Genomic DNA, 16,857 nt, shown 5'->3' with positions numbered 1-16,857 from the left:
GCTGTTCGGCCGCCGGCGGGTGCCGGACGGGCGAGTCGGGGGCCTCGCCCGGAGCGCGCTCCATCGCAACAGGAAGAGCGCGCTGTGGGTGTCCGGTACCCGGCAGGGGGGTATCGGCGGCGATCTCGCGTCGCCGTCCATCGACGACCGGGGGCCGCGAGATCTCGAACAGGTTACGAAAAGAACACGGCACCGTCCAGTGCGGGTCAGTCGCAACTCTCCGTGACGATGGGAAACACGGCTGGACCAGTGGTAATGGAAAAAGGTGTGGTGGGGATTACACGTCGTCACCGTCGAGAAGTACCCTACCCCCCAAGGGTATGAGCCCGGTTTGTACGTCCCTTGTATCCCGCCGGGTGATCCTCCTGGCCGAAGAGATTCCGACCAGTGGAGGACAGGGATGTTCACGAAGGCCGCCGTGTTGACGGCGCTCACCGCCGCGGCGTTCGCCGTGGCCGCACCGGCTCAGGCCGAAACCGCGGTCACGACGGCGCTGCCCACGGCGAACATGGAGGCCGTGCTCAAGGCGGCCCAGATCGACCCGCGCCGGGCCGACGACACCCAGACGCCGGGCGCGCACGACAGCGTCCTGCTCGTCGAACAGGCGCTGCAGGCGAAGGGGCTCCTCGCGAGCACCTACGTCGACGGCTACTTCGGCACCACCACGATCACGGCGTACTCCCAGTACCAGAAGTCGCTGGGCTACACCGGGATCGACGCCTCCGGCCTGCCGGGCAAGACGTCGCTGGAGAAGCTGGGCGAAGGCCGCTACACGGTCACCGGCCCGGTGTCCGCGGGCAGCCACGTCACCTACCACGGCGTCACGCTCAACACCCGCACCAAGGCGATGCTCGTGGCCGCCGAAGGCATCTTCGGTTCGTCGGTCAGCCTGACGCAGGGCTCGTACAACCCGGGCGGCGTCGACGCCTCGGCCGGGACCCACGACGGCGGCGGCGCGATGGACATCTCGGTGTCCAGCCTGTCCTCGACCAGCCGGACGAACCTGCTGAAGGCGCTGCGCAAGGTCGGGTTCGCGGCCTGGCTGCGCACTCCGGCCCAGGGCTTCGCCTACCACATCCACGCGATGGCGATCTCCGACCCGGACCTGTCCTCGGGCGCCCAGCACCAGACCGGCGACTACTACCTGGGCATGAACGGCCTGGCCGGCCGCGGCGCCGACGACGGCCCGTCGGTCACCAAGGTGACGTGGGAGGAGTACCAGCGCGGCTGACACCGGACGCCCGGCCGTGGTGGCACGGCCGGGCTCGCCGGTGGTTTGATCGGGGGACCAACTCTCTGGGGGTGTCCCGATGGCGGGCAAGGCGTTCCGGTTCGGTGTGGTCGCGGCGGCCGGGGAGGGCGGCGCGAAATGGCGCGAGACCGCCCGGCGCGCGGAAGAGCTCGGCTACTCGACGCTGCTCTCGCCGGACAACCTCAACCTGCCGACGCCGACCGCGTCGCTCGCGGCCGCCGCCGCGGTGACCACCGAGCTGCGCGTCGGCTCGTTCGTCCTGGCCAGTCCGCTGCGCACCGCGCGGGCGGCGGCCTGGGAGGCACACAGCCTGACCGCCGTCACCGACGGCCGGTTCGAACTCGGCCTCGGCACCGGGCTCCCGACGATGCGCCAGCAGGCCGCGGAGCTGGGCCTGCCCTACGGCTCGGGCCAGGAGCGGCTCGACTCGATCTCCGAGACCGTCGACCACGTGCGGCGGCTCGACGGCGACGCGCACACCCCGGTCATGATCGCCGCGGGCGGGCCCAAGGCGCGGGTGCTCGCCGCGAAGAAGGCCGACATCGTCACCCTCGCCGGCGGCGCGCTGACCACCCGCGCGGAAACCGCGGCCTACATCGGCGAAATCCGCGCGGCGGCCGGCGACCGGGACCTCGAGTTCGCGCTCAACATCTGGGTCGTCGGCGAGCAGGTGCCGCCGTGGATCCGCGGGTTCATCGGGGTCGACGCCGAAACGCTGATCGAGCACGACTCGCTCGCCATGCTCCGCGGCGGCACCGACGCCATGGCCGAGGAGCTCGAACGGCGTCGCGAGGAACTCGGCATCTCCTACTTCAGCGTCAACGGGGCGTTCACCGAGGAGTTCGCGCCGCTGGTGGCGCGGCTGGCGGGGAAGTGAGCGTCGCCGGGTCGGTGTTGGCCCCGCAGAGCAGGACGGCGACCCGCTCGCCCGGCGCCGGCCGGTAGGCCCCGGTGGGCAGGGCGGCGAACGCCGTCGCCCCGCCGGGTTCGACGGCGAGGCGGTAGCGGTCCCACAGCGCCGCGCGGGCGTCGAGGATCTCCGCATCGCCGACCAGCACCGAGCCCACGTCCGTGCGGGTGGCGACCGCGAACGCGATGTCCCCGAGCCGGGACGCGCCGAGCGAGTCGGCGGCGATCCCGGACACCTCGACCGGGACCGGCTCGCCCGCGGCCAGCGCCGCGTTCAGCGTCGGAGCCGTGCGCGGCTCGACGCCGATCACCCGGGCACGGCCTTCGACCGCGGCGGCGATGCCCGCCAGCAGCCCGCCGCCGCCGACCGCCACCAGGATCGTGTCCAGCCCGTCGACGTCGGCCAGCAGCTCCAGGCCGATCGTGCCCTGGCCGGCGCAGATCTCCGGCTGGTCGTAGGCGTGGCAGAAGAGCGCGCCCGAGTCCGCCGCGTGCTTGACGGCGGCGTCGTAGGCGTCGGCGTACTTGTCGCCGACCAGCTCGACGGCCGCGCCCAGCGTTCGCAGCTTCGCCACCTTCACCGCGGGCGCGTTCGCGGGGACGTAGACCCGCGCGGCCACCCCGAATTCGCGGGCGGCGTGGGCGACCGCGAGCCCGGCGTTGCCGCCCGAGGCGGCCACCACCCCGGCCGCCGAGAGCTCGCCCGCCGCGATGATCCGGTTGAAGGCGCCACGGGCCTTGAACGACCCGGTGTGCTGCAGCTGCTCCAGCTTGAACCACACGCCGTCGTCGGCGAGGACGGGCGTCCGGCGGACCCGGCCCCGGATCCGGGTGGCCGCCAGTTCGACATCCGCGGTGCTGATCATGCGCCCAGCATGCGCGCCGGCCGGCCGTAAGCACCAGCGACGTCTCCTATGCTGCCGTTAGCGGAGCTGATGGCCGGAGGTGACCGTGCTCGACGCCCACCGACTGGCCGTGCTGGCCGAGGTCGCGCACGCCGGCTCGATCGCCGGAGCCGCCCAGCGGCTCTCCTTCACCCCTTCGGCCGTCTCGCAGCAGCTGGCCAAGCTCGAGCGCGACGTCGGGGCCCGGCTGCTGCACCGGCACGCCCGCGGCGTCACCCTGACGCCGGTCGGGGAAGCGCTGCTCGGCCACGCGGAGACGATCGTCGGCGAGCTTCGCACCGCCGAGCGAACGGTCCGCGCCCTGCTCGACGAGGAGCCCGCGCAGCTCACCGTGGGCACCTTCGCGAGCGCCGGCAGCACGCTCGTGCCCGCCGCGCTCGCCGACTTCCGCCGGGACCACCCCGCGGTGGCGCTGCGGCTGCTGGACCTGGAACCACCCGACGGCTACGGCCTGGTCAGCTCCCGCGACCTCGACCTGCTGATCACCCACCGCTACCCGGGGGCGCCGCTGCCCGACCCGCGCGGGCTCACGCGGAAGCTGCTGCACTCCGAGCGGTTCCGCCTGATCCTCCCGGCCGGCCACCCGAAGGCGCGGGCCCGGCGGCTCACCCTGCGCGCGCTGTCCGGCGAGGACTGGATTTCCGGCAGCCCCGGCGCGCCCAACCGCGGCTGCCTCGAGCAGCTCGCCGACGCCGCCGGGGTCGCGCTGCGGGTGGCCTACGAAACCCGGGACTACCAGGTCGTGCTGGCGCTGGTGGAGGCCGGGCTGGGGATCGCGTTCGTGCCCGAGGGCGTGCTCGCCCGGCTGGGCCCGGCGCGGATCGAGGTCCGCGACGCGGCCGACGCGCGGCCGGTCCGTGAGATCTTCCTGGTCCACCACCGGCGGCCCGGCCCGCTGGTGACCGAGATGGTCGCGCTGCTCAGCCGCTAGGGGAGGCGGTGGCCGTCAGCGCGCGCCGGCGGGCTCGAAGCGCGCCGACGCCGCCCGGAGCGCGTCCAGGCACGCGCGCACCGCGCCGACGTTCTCCTCGCCCGCCCGGCAGATCGCGAAGATCGTCCGGTCCAGCGCCGGGCGCGTGGTCAGGATCCGGACGCCGTCGGGCAGCCGGTCGCGGGCCAAGCGGGGTACCAGCGCCGCGCCGATGCCGCCCGCCACCAGGGCCAGCTGGGTCGGGTAGCTGCCGACCGTGCAGCTGATCCGGGGCTCCAGCCGCTGCTCGCGCAGCACCTGCGTGAGCCACTCGTAGCAGCCGGACCCGGCGCTCCACGCGATCCACGCCACGTCGTCCAGCTCGCCCAGGTCGACGGCCTTGCGGTGGGCCAGCCGGTGCCCGGCGGGCAGGGCGAGGTCGGCGACGTCGGCGAACAGCGGGATGCCGGTCGCCGACGGCGGGATCTCCGTGGGGCGGTCGGCCCAGCTCTCCACCACGGCGACGTCGAGTTCGCCGGACACCACCCGCGGGATCGTCTGCTCGGCCTCGCCTTCGTGCAGCGTCACCACCAGCCCGGGGTGCTGCGTCGAGAGCGTGGTGAGCGCGGGCGGCAGCAGCGCGTGCACCGTCGTCGGGATCGCGCCGACCCGCAACGGCCCGAAGACGTCCTCGCGCAGCAGTTCGAGGTCCGCCTTCGCTTCGGCGACCTGCGCCAGGATCCGTTCGGCGTGCCCGGCGAGCACCTGGCCCGCCTTGGTCAGCCGGACGCCGCGGCCGTGGGGTTCCAGCAGGGTCTGGCCCGCTTCGCGCTCCAGCTTGGCCAGCTGCTGCGACACCCCGGAGGGCGTGACGTGCAGCGTGGCGGCCGCCGCGGCGACCGAGCCCTGGGTCGCGACGGCGTGCAGCGCCCGCATCCTCTCGAGTCCGAACACAGTAGGGATGCTACCGAATTCCGGGAAGGAACATTCGCTTGTCCTTGACAGTCGTGGCCCCCACGCTGGAGGGGTGACCACGACCGCGCCCCGTCCGACGACGCCCGCACCGACGTTCACCAGCCGGTTCGACCCCCGGCTGCTGGCCGCGCTCGGCAGTTTCTGCATCTCGCTGTCGTCGGTCTTCATCAAGGTCTCGCACACCAGCGGCAGCACGAGCGCGTTCTGGCGCTGCCTGCTGGCCCTGCCGGTGCTGGTCGTGCTCGCCGCGCGCGAACGGCGGAAGGCGGGCCCGGTGCACCGCCGCGTGCTCCTGCCGCTGCTGGCCGGCACCGGGCTCGGCCTCGACTTCGTGCTGTGGGGCGAGGCGATCCCGCGGGTCGGCGCCGGCATCGCCACCGTGCTGCTCGCCGTCCAGGTGGTCATCGTGCCGGTGCTGGCGTTCGCGTTCCTGCGCGAGCGGCCGTCGAAGCGGTTCCTCGTCGTCGCGCCCGTGCTGCTGGGCGGCGTCGTGCTGGCCGGCGGCTTCGCCGGCACCGGCTCGTTCGGCCCGGACCCGGTGACCGGCGCGGTCGCCGCGTTGCTGGCCGGCGCCGGGTACGCGGTCTACCTGTTCCTGATCCGGCTCAGCGACGCCAAGGGCACCCAGGCGAACTCGCTCGCGCTGGCGACGGTTTCGGCGGGCGTGGTGGCCTTCGTGGCCGGCGTCCCCACCGGCACGCTCGACCTGACCCCGCCGCCGGCGGCCTTCGGCTGGCTGGTCGCGCTCGCCGTCGTCGGCCAGCTGATCGGGTGGATCCTGATCTCCGCCGCGCTGCCCCGGATGTCGGCCACCACCGGCGCGACGCTGATGCTGCTGCAGCCGGTCGGCGCGGTGCTCCTGGGCATCGCGCTGCTGGGTGAGGCGCCGAGCGCGCTGCAGCTGATCGGCTGCGCGGGCGTGGTCGCGGCGGTGTGCATCGCCGGTGGCGGACGATCTGCGCGCGACCGGCGTCCCGGCTAACGTCGCGGGCATGCGGGTACTGGTGGCCGGTGCGTCCGGCTTCGTCGGCAGCCGGTTGTGCCCGGCGCTGGAATCGGCCGGGCACGAGGTGCTGGCGATGACCCGCCACCCCGCGAAGTACGGCGGGGCCGGGAAGGCCGTGCGCGGCGACGTCGCCGACGTCGGCTCCCTGCGTGACGCGCTCAAGGGCGTCGAAGCGGCTTACTACCTGGTGCATTCACTCGACAGCGCGGACTTCAAGCGCCGTGACGCCGACGCCGCGCGCGCGTTCGCCCGCGCCGCGGCCGACGCCGGCGTAAGCCGGATCGTCTACCTCGGCGGGCTCGGCGACGACGACGACGCGCTGTCGGAGCACCTGGCCAGCCGCCGCGAGGTCGAACGGCTGCTGGGGGAGACCGGCGTCCCGGTCACCGTGCTGCGCGCCGGGATCGTGATCGGCCACGGCGGGACGTCGTGGGAGCTGACGCGGCAGCTGGTCGAGCACCTGCCGGCGATGATCACCCCGCGCTGGGTCGGCACGCGCACCCAGCCGATCGCGATCGCCGACGTCGTCCGCTACCTGGCCGGCGTCCTCGACCACCCGGAGGCCGAGGGGAAGACGTTCGAGATCGGCGGCCCCGAAGTGCTGGCCTACCGGGACATGCTGCAGCGCGTCGCCGCGATCGAAGGCCGGTCGCTGCTGATCCTGCCGGTGCCGCTGCTCTCCCCGCGCCTGTCGTCGTACTGGCTTTCGTTCGTCACCGACATCGACGTGACGACCGGGCGGGCGCTGATCGACTCGATGACCAACGAGGTCGTCGTCCGCGACGACGCGATCCGCCGGATCGTCGAGTTCGAGCCGCTGGGCTACGACGAGGCCGTGCTGCAGGCGCTGGGCGAACGCGCGAAGAGCAGGCGGCCCGCGTGAGACGGGCGCTCCTGGCCGCCGTCACGGCCGCCGGGTCCGGGCTGCTCGGCGCGTCGCTGGCCAGCCGGCCCGGTTCGCGCCGGTTCCACACGCTCACGGCGTCGGTCGCGGCGACCTGGTTCGCCGGGGCGGGCCGGGTGCCGCGCGGCCGCCCGGACGTCGTCCAGCCGCTGGTGGTCGGCGTCGGCGCGTTCGGCGTGTTCTACGGCGGCGCGTTGGTGGCCCGGCACATCCCGCCGCTGCGCCGCGCGATCACCGGCGTGCTCGACCACGCCCACCGCGGTTCGACACCGTCGGTGGCGGTGACGACGCTGGTCACCGGCGTGGCGGAGGAGGCGTTCTTCCGCGGCGCGCTCTACGACGCCTTCGGGGCGCGCGGCGCCACCGCGGTCTACGTCCTGTCGACCACGGCGACGCGGAACCCCGCGCTGGTCCTGGCCTCCGCGGTGATGGGGACGCTCTTCGCCGTGCAGCGCCACCGCGCGGGCGGCGTGCAGGCCCCGATGCTGACCCACGTGGCGTGGTCCGCGCTGATGCTGGCGGTCATGCCGCGGCTGTTCCCGCCGGAGGACTAGACCACTGTTGTCCGGAACCGGACAGAATCCTTCGCCGGACGGCCCCGGTGTTCCTATGCTGGAACGAACCCCGGTGCATGGAGAGGGATGTCGATGCGGACATTGCTCGTGCTGCTGCTCGTGTTCGGTTCCCCGGCCGCGATCCCCGCGACCGCGGCGACGACCGCCGTCGCGGTGTGCGTCACCTCGTGCGACACCCTCGACCCGTCGCGAGCCGCGCGGGAGAGCTTTCCGTTGCCCGACAAGGTGCTCAACGGGCGCGTGCTGCGGCTGCACGCGTCCGACCCGGACGGCATGGCCTGGGCGAGCATCGACAACGGCGTCCCCGGCGACGCCGTCTGGCTCGACCGCTCCTGGGACGGCGGCGCCACCTGGGAAGGCTTGCTGGGCAAGGCGAGCGTCCCCGGTTCGTGGACCGGCACCCGCACCCTGATGTACAACCTGACCGACCCGGCGCACCACCGCCGTGGCCTGGTCCGCGCCTGCGGCGACGCGCAAGGCGTCGGCTGCACGGCCTGGATCTACCCGGACGTCTGCGACAGCGCGTGCGACCGGAGCGCCCCGGGCGCCGGGGACAGCCAGCCGGTCGCGCCGGCGACGCTCTTCGGCCGCACGATCCGGCTCCACTTCGACGGCCGCGGGATGGCGTGGGCCGGGATCGAAGCGGGCGGCGCCGGGGACGAGATCTGGCTCGACCGCTCGTGGGACGCCGGCGCGAGCTGGCCGGACGGCTCGTCGCTGGGCCGCACGAGCACCCCCGCGGGCGCGGCCGGCACGCACACGACAGCGTTCGCCACGCGTGATCCCCGCGGCCGGCTCTACGGCGGCGCGGTCCGGGCGTGCGGCCGCGAAGCCACGCACGCGCAGGGCGGCTGCACGGCCTGGGCCCGCCCGGCGACGACCCGCGCGGCCGGCGCGCTCGACGCCCTGATGTGGTCCTCCGAGCCGTACACCGCCTGGTGGCCGTCGAGCTGGTGGAACTCCGCGGTCGCGGTCACGGCGGTCGCGGACGCCGGCGGGTTCGACAGCGCGCTGGCGCGCACCTTCGACGTCAACCGGGTCGCTTTCCCCGCCGGGGCAAGGAGTTCCGACCCGATCGACGGGCACTTCGTCAGCCGGGCGATCGACGACAGCGCGTGGTGGGGCCTGGCCTGGCTCGCCGTCTACGACCGGACGCACGACGCGCGGTACCTGACCGAGGCGACGACGATCGCGAACTACGTCCAGGGGTTCTGGGACACCGGCACCTGCGGCGGCGGGGTGTGGTGGGACCGCGAGCGGACGTACAAGAACGCCGTCACCGCCGGCCTTCACCTGCGGCTGACCGCGTCCCTGCACCTGCGGATCGCCGGTGACACGCTGTGGGGGCAGCGGGCGCGCACCGCGGGTGACTGGTACCTCGGCAGCGGCCTGGTCAACGCGTCCGGGCTGGTGAACGACGGCTTGACGTCCTCCTGCGCCAACAACGGCCAGACGGTCTGGACGTACAACCAGGGGCTCGGGATCGGCGGGCTGCTGGAACTGTGGCGCGGCACCGGCGTCCAGTCCTATTTGGACGCGGCGAAGCGGCTCGCCGACGCGGCGATGACGCGGCTGACGTCCGGTGGCGTGCTCGCCGAGTCCTGCGAGACGGGGTCCTGCGACGACAACCAGAAGCAATTCAAGGGCATCTTCATGCGGTACTTCGGCGACCTCGCGACCGCGACGGGCTCGGCGACCTACCGCGCGTTCGCGCGGAAGCAGGCGGACGCGCTGTGGGCGGGCGACCGGGACCCGCTGAACCGGATCGGGCTGCGCTGGACCGGGGCCACGCCGAACGCGGCCGACTGGCGCACGCAGACGTCCGGGCTGGAAGCGCTGCTGGCGGCCGGGTAGGCGGGCACGCCAGAATGGGCGCGTGCGGATCCTCCTGCTCGCGGCCGTGGCCGTGCTCGCCACCGGGTGCTCGCCCGGGATCGCCGGGCACGCCGTGCCCAAGGGGTTCGTCGTCAAGGACGGGACGGTGCTGCGGTTCCGGCCGGTGCTGACCGAGGCGCCAGCCGGTCCGGTGGCGGGCCCGGCGGCCGGACGGCAGAGCACCGATCCGGCCGCGCAGCAGGCCGCCTTGCTGGGTTTCGACTGCGCGCAGGGCGAGCCGGATCCCCTGGACGGCCGGGACGACCCCGCGTTGCCGCTGGTCAGCTGCGACCGCGCGCAGGGCACGAAGTACGTCCTCGGCCCGGGCTTCCTCAGCGGCGCGGACGTGAGCCGGGTGGACGCCGTCGCCGATCCGCGGACCGGGAGCCCGGTCATCACCCTCAGCTTCACGGCCAAGGGCGCGCAGACCTGGGCCGAGTGGACCGGGCAGAACGTCGGCAAGCAGGTCGCGATGGTGCTCAAGAGCCGCGTGCTGACCGCGCCGGCCGTCCAGTCGGCCATCACCGGCGGGGAAACGCAGATCAGCGGCAAGTTCAGCCTGCCGGAGGCCCGGCAGCTGGCGAAGGACATCGCCGGGGGCTGAGCCCTCAGCAGTCCGACACGGCCTCGGTGCAGGCCTGCGTCTCGGACTTGTTCGTCGCCTGGTGCAGCAGTTCGTAGAGCTGCTCGCGCTGGTCGTCGCTCAGCGCGCTGAACACCTCGTCCTCGACCGCGGCGAGCGCGAATTCGGCCCGGACCAGCAGCTTCACGCCGACGTCGGTGAGCTCGACGACGTGCCGGCGCCGGTCGACGGGGGAGCGGCGGCGCTCGATCAGGTTCTCGGCCTCGAGGTCGTTGAGCAGCCCGACGACGTTCGTGCTGTCCATTTCCAGGATCTTCGCCAGGTCCTGCTGCGAGCTGCCGCCCAGGTCGCGCAGGACGGTCAGGGCGATCAGGTGGCGCGGGCGCAGGCCGAGGGGCTTGAGGACCGAATCGCTGCGGGTCTGCAGCCGCCGCGTCAGCTGGCCGAGCAGCGCCCCACAGCGGTGGGGCGGCTGGTTCACGACCGGCAGCGACGTCATGCGCCCAGTATATGGGCGGCTCAACGGTCGGTGTGCTATTAATGGTTTGTCTTACATCAACGATCTATGGATGGCTAACGACATGGCGCACCTCCTCCACATCGACTCGAGCATCCAGGGCGAGCGCTCGGTGAGCCGCCGGCTCAGCGCGCGGGCCGCGGCGGCGTGGCGCGCCGCGCACCCGGACGGCACGGTCACCTACCGCGACCTGGGCGCGCACCCGCTGCCCCACATCGACTCGGCGAGCGGCCTGGCCGGCATGGTGCCGCCGGACCAGCACACGCCGGAGCAGGCGGCCGCGTGGGCGCGCACCGCCGAGCTGGTCGCCGAGATCAAGGCGGCCGACACGGTCCTGCTGGGCCTGCCGCTGTACAACTTCGGCGCGCCGAGCAGCGTCAAGACCTGGGTCGACCACCTGATCGCCCCGGGCCTCTCGGTCGACCACGAAACCCGGACGGGCCTGCTGGGCGGCCGCGAGTTCATCGTGCTGGCCTCCCGGGGTGGCGGGTACGGCGAAGGCACGCCCCGCGAGGGCTGGGACCACGCCGAGCAGTGGCTCCCGCACGGCGTCTCGCTGACCGGGCTGGAGCCGCGCTTCATCACGGCGGAGCTGACGCTGGCCCACGTCAACCCGGCGATGGCGGAGCTCATCCCGCTGGCCGACGCGAGCCTGGCGACGGCGGAGCGGACCATCGACGAGCTGTGGGTCCCCGCCCACGTCTGACCGTCCCCGACCACCCCGATGTGGCGTTCGGTGCGTCTGACGCCCAGAACGCCACATCGGGGCGCTTCACCTGGGGACCCGACGGCGGTGGCGCCGGGCGCGGGCGGTACCGTGCCGCCGCGGGCGGGTTGGCAGTTGCGGCACCCCGCGGAGGCCGCACCTGGGTGAGGAAGGTCAGGTTTGAGCGCGCACACCTCCCAGATGGACGACATCAGGCTCGTCGCGCAGCCCAGTGCGCTGCCGGTCACCGAGCTGTTCGTCCGCCTGATTCTCACGGACTGGTCCCTGCGGCCCATGCTGGAGCAGACCACCGCGGCCGCCAGACGGCTGGTCGAAGCCGTGATCGAGGCCGGCAACCCCAAGGCGCCGTCCTTCGTGACGCTGCGGCTGCGGCTGACCGCCGAGGTGCTGGTGGTCGAGGTCGACGACGACGTCCCCGGCCTGCCGGAACCGAAGGCCGGACCCGGCGAGCGCGTGGGCGTCGAACACGGCGTGGGCGGCGCGCGCACGACCTGGTGCGAGCTGGCGCTGCCCGGCGGGATGAGCGCGCGCCAGGTGCGCCTGCCGCGCCGCCAGGACCGCCGGACCCTGGTCGACGAGCCGGTTTCCGGCGACCCGGTCGCCGCCGACCCGCAGGTGCTCGAGCGCCTGCTGACCCGGCTGAGCGGCTGGTCCGCCGACGGCTGAGGTGCGCACCCGGCCCGTCCTCGTCGTCCTCTACGACGGCGTCCGCCTGCTCGACGTCTCGGGCCCGCTGGAGGTCTTCGCCGAGGCCAACGAGCACGGCGGCCGCTACGGACTGCGGACGGCGTCGCCCGGCGGCACCGACGTCCGCACCAACACCGGGACGCGGCTGGGTGCCGACCTCGACCTCGCGGCGGCGGATCCCCGCGACGCGACCGTGCTGGTGCCCGGCGGTCCCGAATGGGCCCGCACGATCGCCGACGCCGATCTGATCGCCCAGATCCGCCGGCTCGCCGACGGCGCGGCCCGGACAGCGTCGGTCTGCGCGGGCGCGTTCGCGCTGGCCGCGGCCGGTGTCCTCGACGGCAGGCGCGCCACCACGCACTGGGACCTCACCGACCAGCTCGCCCGCCGCTTCCCCCACGTTCACGTCGACGGCGACGCGATCTTCGTCAAGGACGGCCCGGTCATCACCTCGGCCGGCGTCACCTCCGGCATCGACCTCGCGCTGGCGCTGGTCGAGGAAGACCTCGGCGCGGAGGTGGCCCGGCTGGTCGCCAAGCACCTGGTCGTCTTCCTGCAGCGCCCGGGCGGTCAGTCGCAGTTCAGCGTGCGCCTGGAAACCGGCCGCCCGCGCACGGAGCTGCTCCGCGGTGTCCTGGACGCCGTCGCGGCCGATCCCGCGGGCCCGCACACCCTCGGCGACCTGGCGGCCCGCGCCGGCGTCAGCACCCGGCACCTGACCCGCCTGTTCCGCGAAGAGCTCGGCCGCACCCCGGCGCGGTTCGTCGAGCAGGTCCGGCTGGAGGCCGCCCAGCAGCAGCTGGAGCGCACGACCGACCCGCTGGACGTCGTGGCGCGCCGCGCGGGCTTCGGCACCGCGGAGACGTTGCGACGCGCTTTCGTGCGCAACCTCGGGGTGCCGCCGAGCGACTACCGCGCCCGCTTCCGGACCACCGGCATCGCCTGAACGCTTCCGGCCGCGGATCCGTGCACCAGGCAGGGGAAGTGCGTGGACCGGAGGAGGAAGCCGCCGTGCGGATCGTGATCGCGGAGGACGACGCCCTGCTGCGGGAGGGGCTCGTGCTGCTCCTGCGCAGCGAGGGTTTCGACGTCGTCGAGGCCGTCGACCACCCGGGCGACCTGGTGGCGTCGGTCGTCGCGGCGGCGCCGGACCTGGCCGTCGTCGACGTCCGCCTGCCGCCGACGTTCACCGACGAAGGGCTCCGCGCCGCCCTCGAAGCGCGGCGCCGGGTGCCGGGGCTGGCGATCCTCGCGCTGTCGGCGTTCGTCGAAGACGGTTACGCGGGCGACCTCCTGGCCGCGGGCGGGGGCGGCGCCGGCTACCTGCTCAAGGAGCGCGTCGGCAAGCCCGACGAGTTCCTCGACGCCCTCCGCCGGGTCGCGGCCGGGGGCACGGTGCTGGACCGGGACGTCGTGGCGGTCCAGCTGGCCCGGCGGCGGCCCGGCGACCCGGTGGCCGCGCTGACCGACCGCGAGTGCGAGGTCGTCGCGCTGCTGGCCGAGGGCCATTCGGTGCCGACGATCGGGCGCCTGCTCGGTATCGGCACCGCGGCCGCCCGGCAGCACGCCGGGGACGTCAGCGCGAAGCTGCGCGTCCCCGACCACGGCATGCTCAGCTACTTACGAGCGTGAGCAGCTCCGCCTGCTTCTCCCGGTACCGGGCCACGTTGGCCAGCTTGACGTCTTCGTAGCCGCGCACCAGGTCGGGCAGCTCGGCCAGCGCGAGCACCCGCGCCCGGTCGGCGGCACCGGCGTCGAACGCCCGCAGCATCGTGCCGCGGTAGTCCTCGACCAGCTCGCGCTCGACCCGCCGCACCTCGGCGCGGCCGAACGGGTCGAGCCGGGTGCCGCGCAGCTTGCGCAGCGCGTGCAGCAGCCGGAACGCCGGGCGGAACCACGGGCCGAGGCTGATCTTGCGCTTCATGCCGAGCGCGCGCAGCACCGGCGGGTGCAGCCGGTAGGCGTACTTCGTGCCGTCGCCGAACTGCTCCGCCAGGCCGTCGGTGAACGCGGGGTCCAGCGACAGCCGCGCGACCTCGTACTCGTCCTTGTACGCCATCAGCTTGTACAGGTGCTTCGCGACGGCCTCGGTGATTTCCGTCGGCCCGTCCTCCAGCACCCGCACCCGCTCGACGAACTCGGCGTACGCGCGGGCGTAGCGCTTGTCCTGGTAGGCGACCAGGTCCGGGATCCGGATGTCGAGCAGCCGTGCCAATTCGGAGCCGGGCTCCGCGTGCACCAGCTTGCGCGCGGACGGCTGCGTGACCTTGCGCTCCGGCGCCGGAGCCGTCGTGAGGGCTTCGGGTTCGGCCACGAGCTGACGGCCGCGGCGGAACGCCTGCAGGTTCGCGGCCACCGCGGTGCCGTTCAGCTCGATCGCGCGCTCGATCACCGCGGCCGGCAGTGGGATCGCGCCGGTCTGGTACGCGGCGCCGAGCTGGAGGACGTTGGCGAACTGGTCGTCGTCGAAGAGCTCCTCGGCGAGGCCGCGGGCGTCGAGGGAAACCGTGCGCGCGGCCGCGGCCTCCAGCGGCGCGAGGACGCTGCCGGGCGCCGGGAAGGACACGGTCGTGTCGACGACCATCCGGCCGGTCGGGACCTCCGTCGTCGAGACGACCGCGGTGGTCCGCGCGGCGTCGGCCACGGCCAGGTTCGTCGCGTCCGCGCCGACGAGCGCGTCGCACGCCAGGTAGAGGTCGCACTCGCCGGCGGCGAGCTTCGGAGCCTGCTCGACCGGTTCCGCCGTCACCTTGAGGTCGGAGACGACGGCGCCGCCCTTCTGCGCCAAGCCGGTCTGGTCGAGCGTGCGGACGTGGCGCCCGTCGAGCACCGCCGCCGTCGCGAGGATCTGCGTCACGGTGACGACACCGGTGCCGCCGATGCCGGTGATCCGCACGGTGAAGTCCTTGCCGGCCATCGCGGGCGCCGGGATCGCGTCCGCGGCGAGCTCGGTCAGCTTGCGCCGCTGCTTCTTCCCGGTCGGCACCACGGTGACGAACGACGGGCAGTCGCCGGCGAGGCAGGAGTAGTCGACGTTGCACGACGACTGGTGGATCGTGGTCTTGCGGCCGAACTCGGTCGCCACCGGCTGCACGGACAGGCAGTTCGACTTCGTCCCGCAGTCGCCGCAGCCTTCGCAGACGCGCTCGTTGATCACCACGCGGGTCGTCGGGGTCGGCTGCTTGCCGCGACGGCGCTTCCGGCGCTTCTCGGCCGCGCACTCCTGCTCGTGGATCAGCACCGTGACGCCCTTGACGGCGGCGAGTTCCTCTTGCGCGGTCAGGAGTTCGGTGCGGTCGAGCACCTCGACGTCGGCGGGGAGCTTGCGGCGCCGCAGCTTCGCGGGCGCGTCGCTGGTGATCACGACCCGCTTCGCGCCCTCGACGAGGAGCAGCTCGGCGACCTTCTCGACGGGCAGCCCGCCGACCGCGTCCTGGCCGCCGGTCATCGCCACGGCGGAGTTGTAGAGCAGCTTGTAGGTGATGTTGACGCCGGCCGCGACCGCCGCGCGCACCGCGAGGCTGCCGGAGTGGGTGAAGGTGCCGTCGCCGATGTTCTGCACGAAGTGGTCGGCCTCGACGAACGGCGCCATGCCGATCCACTGCGTGCCCTCGCCGCCCATCTGCGTCACGCCGAGGACGGTGCCGACCTGGTCGGGCTCCATGAACAGGGCCATCGTGTGGCAGCCGATGCCGCCGCCGACGAGCGTGCCCTCCGGGACCTTCGTCGACGAGTTGTGCGGGCAGCCCGAGCAGAAGTACGGCGTGCGCGCGAGCAGCGGCACCGAGATGCGTTCGCGGCGACGGCGGCCGCGGTAGGCGTCGACCGGCGGGATGCCCTCGGGCAGCCGCCGGGCCAGCCCGGCCGCGATGCCGTCCGGGTCCAGCTCGCCGAGCTCGGTGAACAGCGTGCGGCCGTCGCGGTCCTTCTTGCCGGTGACCGCGGGGGCGCCGGGAACGCCGTAGAGGACCTCCTTGAGCGCCGTTTCGATGAACGAGCGCTTCTCCTCGAGGACGACGATCTCCTCGAGCCCGTCGGCGAATTCGCGGACGATCGAGGGCTCCAGCGGGTGGATCGCGCCGAGCTTGAGCACGCGGATGCCGTACTTCGCCAGTGCGCCCGCGTCGAGGCCGAGCGCGCGCAGCGCCTGCTGGAGGTCCAGGTAGGACTTGCCGGCGGAGACGATGCCGATCCGGTCGGCGGGCCCGCGCGCGGTGATGCGGTTGATCCCGCTCGCGCGCAGGTACTCGGTGACCAGCGGCAACCGGACGGTGAACAGGCTGCGTTCCAGCTCGGCGAGGCTGGTGCCGAGCAGCCGCGAGGTCGGGGTGTGCCGGTACGCCCGTTCGATTTCCGGCGCGGTCCACTGTGGACTCACAGTCGCGGTGCCGGACGCGTCGGCGACGTTCGCGACGACCTTCAGCGACGTCCACACGCCGGCCGCGCGGGACAGCTCGACCGCGTGCATGCCGAGGTCGAGGACGTCCTGCGAGTCGACCGGGTAGAGGATCGGGATCGCCAGGTCGGCGAGGGCGAGCTCGGACGCGCAGGGGACGGTCGAGGACTTCGCGTTCGGGTCGTCGCCGACGAGCGCGACCGCGCCGCCGCGCGGGTCGGTCCCGGCGAGGTTGGCGTGGCGCAGCGCGTCGGAGGCCCGGTCGAGGCCGGGGGCCTTGCCGTACCAGAACCCGGTGACGCCGCGCTGCCCGCCGGCGCCCGCGACGAGCTGGCTGCCCATCACCGAGGTCGCGGCCAGCTCCTCGTTGAGGCCGGGCCGGTGCACGACGTCGTGCTTCTCCAGCAGCGTCGAGCGGCGGCCGAGCTCGAGGTCGTACCCGGCCAGCGGCGAGCCCTCGTAGCCCGAGACGAAGACGGCGGGGTCGCCACCCCGGGCGCGGTCGTGGCGGACGCGGTCGAACAGCAGCCGGACCAGGGCCTGCACCCCGGTCAGGTGCACGATTCCCGCTTCCCGCAGATAGCGGTCCTCGAGCGTGAACGTCGCCACGGCGGCTCCTCTCGATGTGCTTCCGGG

16 protein-coding genes are annotated in these 16,857 nt (G+C 73.7%); 12 read left to right on the top strand and 4 right to left on the bottom strand.

Features of this window, described 5'->3' with window-relative positions:
• The first annotated feature begins 400 nt into the window (after positions 1–400).
• A complete protein-coding gene (locus tag AB0B33_RS15545) occupies positions 401–1,231 on the top strand; it encodes a peptidoglycan-binding protein (protein WP_247021867.1) in 831 nt (276 codons plus the stop codon).
• A 79-nt stretch (positions 1,232–1,310) separates the two neighbouring features.
• Positions 1,311–2,129 (top strand): LLM class flavin-dependent oxidoreductase, encoded by an 819-nt coding sequence (locus AB0B33_RS15540; protein ID WP_247021869.1) that lies wholly within the window; start codon positions 1,311–1,313, stop codon positions 2,127–2,129.
• Here the strand turns inward: AB0B33_RS15540 and AB0B33_RS15535 are convergent.
• Complete coding sequence (locus AB0B33_RS15535; RefSeq protein ID WP_360771636.1) at positions 2,083–3,027, bottom strand: threonine/serine dehydratase; 945 nt, start codon at positions 3,025–3,027, stop codon at positions 2,083–2,085. The two genes, AB0B33_RS15540 and AB0B33_RS15535, sit on opposite strands and share 47 nt — an antisense overlap.
• A gap of 85 nt (positions 3,028–3,112) precedes the next feature.
• Between AB0B33_RS15535 and AB0B33_RS15530 the strand changes: the two genes are divergently transcribed.
• A complete protein-coding gene (locus AB0B33_RS15530) occupies positions 3,113–3,997 on the top strand; it encodes a LysR family transcriptional regulator (RefSeq protein WP_360771634.1) in 885 nt (294 codons plus the stop codon).
• A gap of 15 nt (positions 3,998–4,012) precedes the next feature.
• Here AB0B33_RS15530 and AB0B33_RS15525 read toward each other — a convergent pair whose 3' ends face one another.
• A complete protein-coding gene (locus AB0B33_RS15525; RefSeq protein ID WP_360771631.1) occupies positions 4,013–4,930 on the bottom strand; it encodes a LysR family transcriptional regulator in 918 nt (305 codons plus the stop codon).
• A gap of 73 nt (positions 4,931–5,003) precedes the next feature.
• Here AB0B33_RS15525 and AB0B33_RS15520 point away from each other — a divergent pair, with 73 nt between their 5' ends.
• From AB0B33_RS15520 to AB0B33_RS15500, 5 genes are all read left to right on the top strand, one after another.
• Positions 5,004–5,933: a DMT family transporter gene (locus AB0B33_RS15520; RefSeq protein WP_360771629.1), complete on the top strand. Its 930-nt coding sequence runs from the start codon at positions 5,004–5,006 to the stop codon at positions 5,931–5,933.
• Between the two features lie 10 nt (positions 5,934–5,943).
• Complete coding sequence (locus AB0B33_RS15515; protein ID WP_360771626.1) at positions 5,944–6,840, top strand: NAD(P)H-binding protein; 897 nt, start codon at positions 5,944–5,946, stop codon at positions 6,838–6,840.
• A complete protein-coding gene (locus tag AB0B33_RS15510; protein WP_360771623.1) occupies positions 6,837–7,415 on the top strand; it encodes a CPBP family intramembrane glutamic endopeptidase in 579 nt (192 codons plus the stop codon). The genes AB0B33_RS15515 and AB0B33_RS15510 overlap by 4 nt, the downstream gene beginning before the upstream one ends.
• Before the next feature lie 93 nt (positions 7,416–7,508).
• On the top strand, positions 7,509–9,290 hold the full coding sequence (locus AB0B33_RS15505) for a glycoside hydrolase family 76 protein (RefSeq protein ID WP_360771620.1): 1,782 nt from the start codon (positions 7,509–7,511) through the stop codon (positions 9,288–9,290).
• A 22-nt stretch (positions 9,291–9,312) separates the two neighbouring features.
• Positions 9,313–9,915 carry a precorrin-3B C(17)-methyltransferase gene (locus AB0B33_RS15500; RefSeq protein ID WP_360771617.1) on the top strand — a complete coding sequence of 201 codons (603 nt, stop codon included), beginning with the start codon at positions 9,313–9,315 and terminating at the stop codon, positions 9,913–9,915.
• 4 nt (positions 9,916–9,919) lie between these two features.
• On the opposite strand, the gene AB0B33_RS15495 is transcribed toward AB0B33_RS15500, so the two are convergent.
• Complete coding sequence (locus AB0B33_RS15495) at positions 9,920–10,393, bottom strand: MarR family winged helix-turn-helix transcriptional regulator (protein WP_360771614.1); 474 nt, start codon at positions 10,391–10,393, stop codon at positions 9,920–9,922.
• 82 nt (positions 10,394–10,475) lie between these two features.
• On the opposite strand from AB0B33_RS15495, the gene AB0B33_RS15490 reads away from it, so the two are divergent.
• The 4 genes from AB0B33_RS15490 to AB0B33_RS15475 all read left to right on the top strand — a co-directional run bounded on the left by AB0B33_RS15490 (position 10,476) and on the right by AB0B33_RS15475 (position 13,457).
• The gene (locus AB0B33_RS15490) at positions 10,476–11,117 is read left to right on the top strand and encodes an NAD(P)H-dependent oxidoreductase (RefSeq protein ID WP_247021880.1); all 642 of its coding nucleotides are present in this window, start codon (positions 10,476–10,478) and stop codon (positions 11,115–11,117) included.
• A gap of 180 nt (positions 11,118–11,297) precedes the next feature.
• Entirely contained in the window at positions 11,298–11,804 is a 507-nt protein-coding gene (locus AB0B33_RS15485; RefSeq protein WP_247021881.1) for an ATP-binding protein, read from the top strand.
• Between the two features lies 1 nt (position 11,805).
• Positions 11,806–12,771, top strand: a complete 966-nt coding sequence (locus tag AB0B33_RS15480) for a DJ-1/PfpI family protein (protein WP_360771610.1) — start codon at positions 11,806–11,808, stop codon at positions 12,769–12,771.
• 65 nt (positions 12,772–12,836) lie between these two features.
• The gene (locus AB0B33_RS15475) at positions 12,837–13,457 is read left to right on the top strand and encodes a response regulator (RefSeq protein WP_247025074.1); all 621 of its coding nucleotides are present in this window, start codon (positions 12,837–12,839) and stop codon (positions 13,455–13,457) included.
• Here the strand turns inward: AB0B33_RS15475 and AB0B33_RS15470 are convergent.
• The gene (locus AB0B33_RS15470; protein WP_360771608.1) at positions 13,438–16,830 is read right to left on the bottom strand and encodes an indolepyruvate ferredoxin oxidoreductase family protein; all 3,393 of its coding nucleotides are present in this window, start codon (positions 16,828–16,830) and stop codon (positions 13,438–13,440) included. The two genes, AB0B33_RS15475 and AB0B33_RS15470, sit on opposite strands and share 20 nt — an antisense overlap.
• Between the last annotated feature and the right edge of the window lie 27 nt (positions 16,831–16,857).

The sequence above is a fragment of the Amycolatopsis sp. NPDC049159 genome (genome assembly GCF_040648295.1).
GTDB lineage: Bacteria > Actinomycetota > Actinomycetes > Mycobacteriales > Pseudonocardiaceae > Amycolatopsis > Amycolatopsis pretoriensis_A.
The sequence above is the reverse complement of the archived record's forward strand: the minus strand, read 5'-3'. Positions and strand labels throughout refer to the sequence as shown.

Coding starts and splice junctions, on each gene's coding strand:
- AB0B33_RS15545 (WP_247021867.1), top strand. CDS start 401: ATGTTCACGAAGGCCGCCGTGTTGACGGCGCTCACCGCCGCGGCGTTC.
- AB0B33_RS15540 (WP_247021869.1), top strand. CDS start 1,311: ATGGCGGGCAAGGCGTTCCGGTTCGGTGTGGTCGCGGCGGCCGGGGAG.
- AB0B33_RS15535 (WP_360771636.1), bottom strand. CDS start 3,027: ATGATCAGCACCGCGGATGTCGAACTGGCGGCCACCCGGATCCGGGGC.
- AB0B33_RS15515 (WP_360771626.1), top strand. CDS start 5,944: ATGCGGGTACTGGTGGCCGGTGCGTCCGGCTTCGTCGGCAGCCGGTTG.
- AB0B33_RS15505 (WP_360771620.1), top strand. CDS start 7,509: ATGCGGACATTGCTCGTGCTGCTGCTCGTGTTCGGTTCCCCGGCCGCG.
- AB0B33_RS15495 (WP_360771614.1), bottom strand. CDS start 10,393: ATGACGTCGCTGCCGGTCGTGAACCAGCCGCCCCACCGCTGTGGGGCG.
- AB0B33_RS15490 (WP_247021880.1), top strand. CDS start 10,476: ATGGCGCACCTCCTCCACATCGACTCGAGCATCCAGGGCGAGCGCTCG.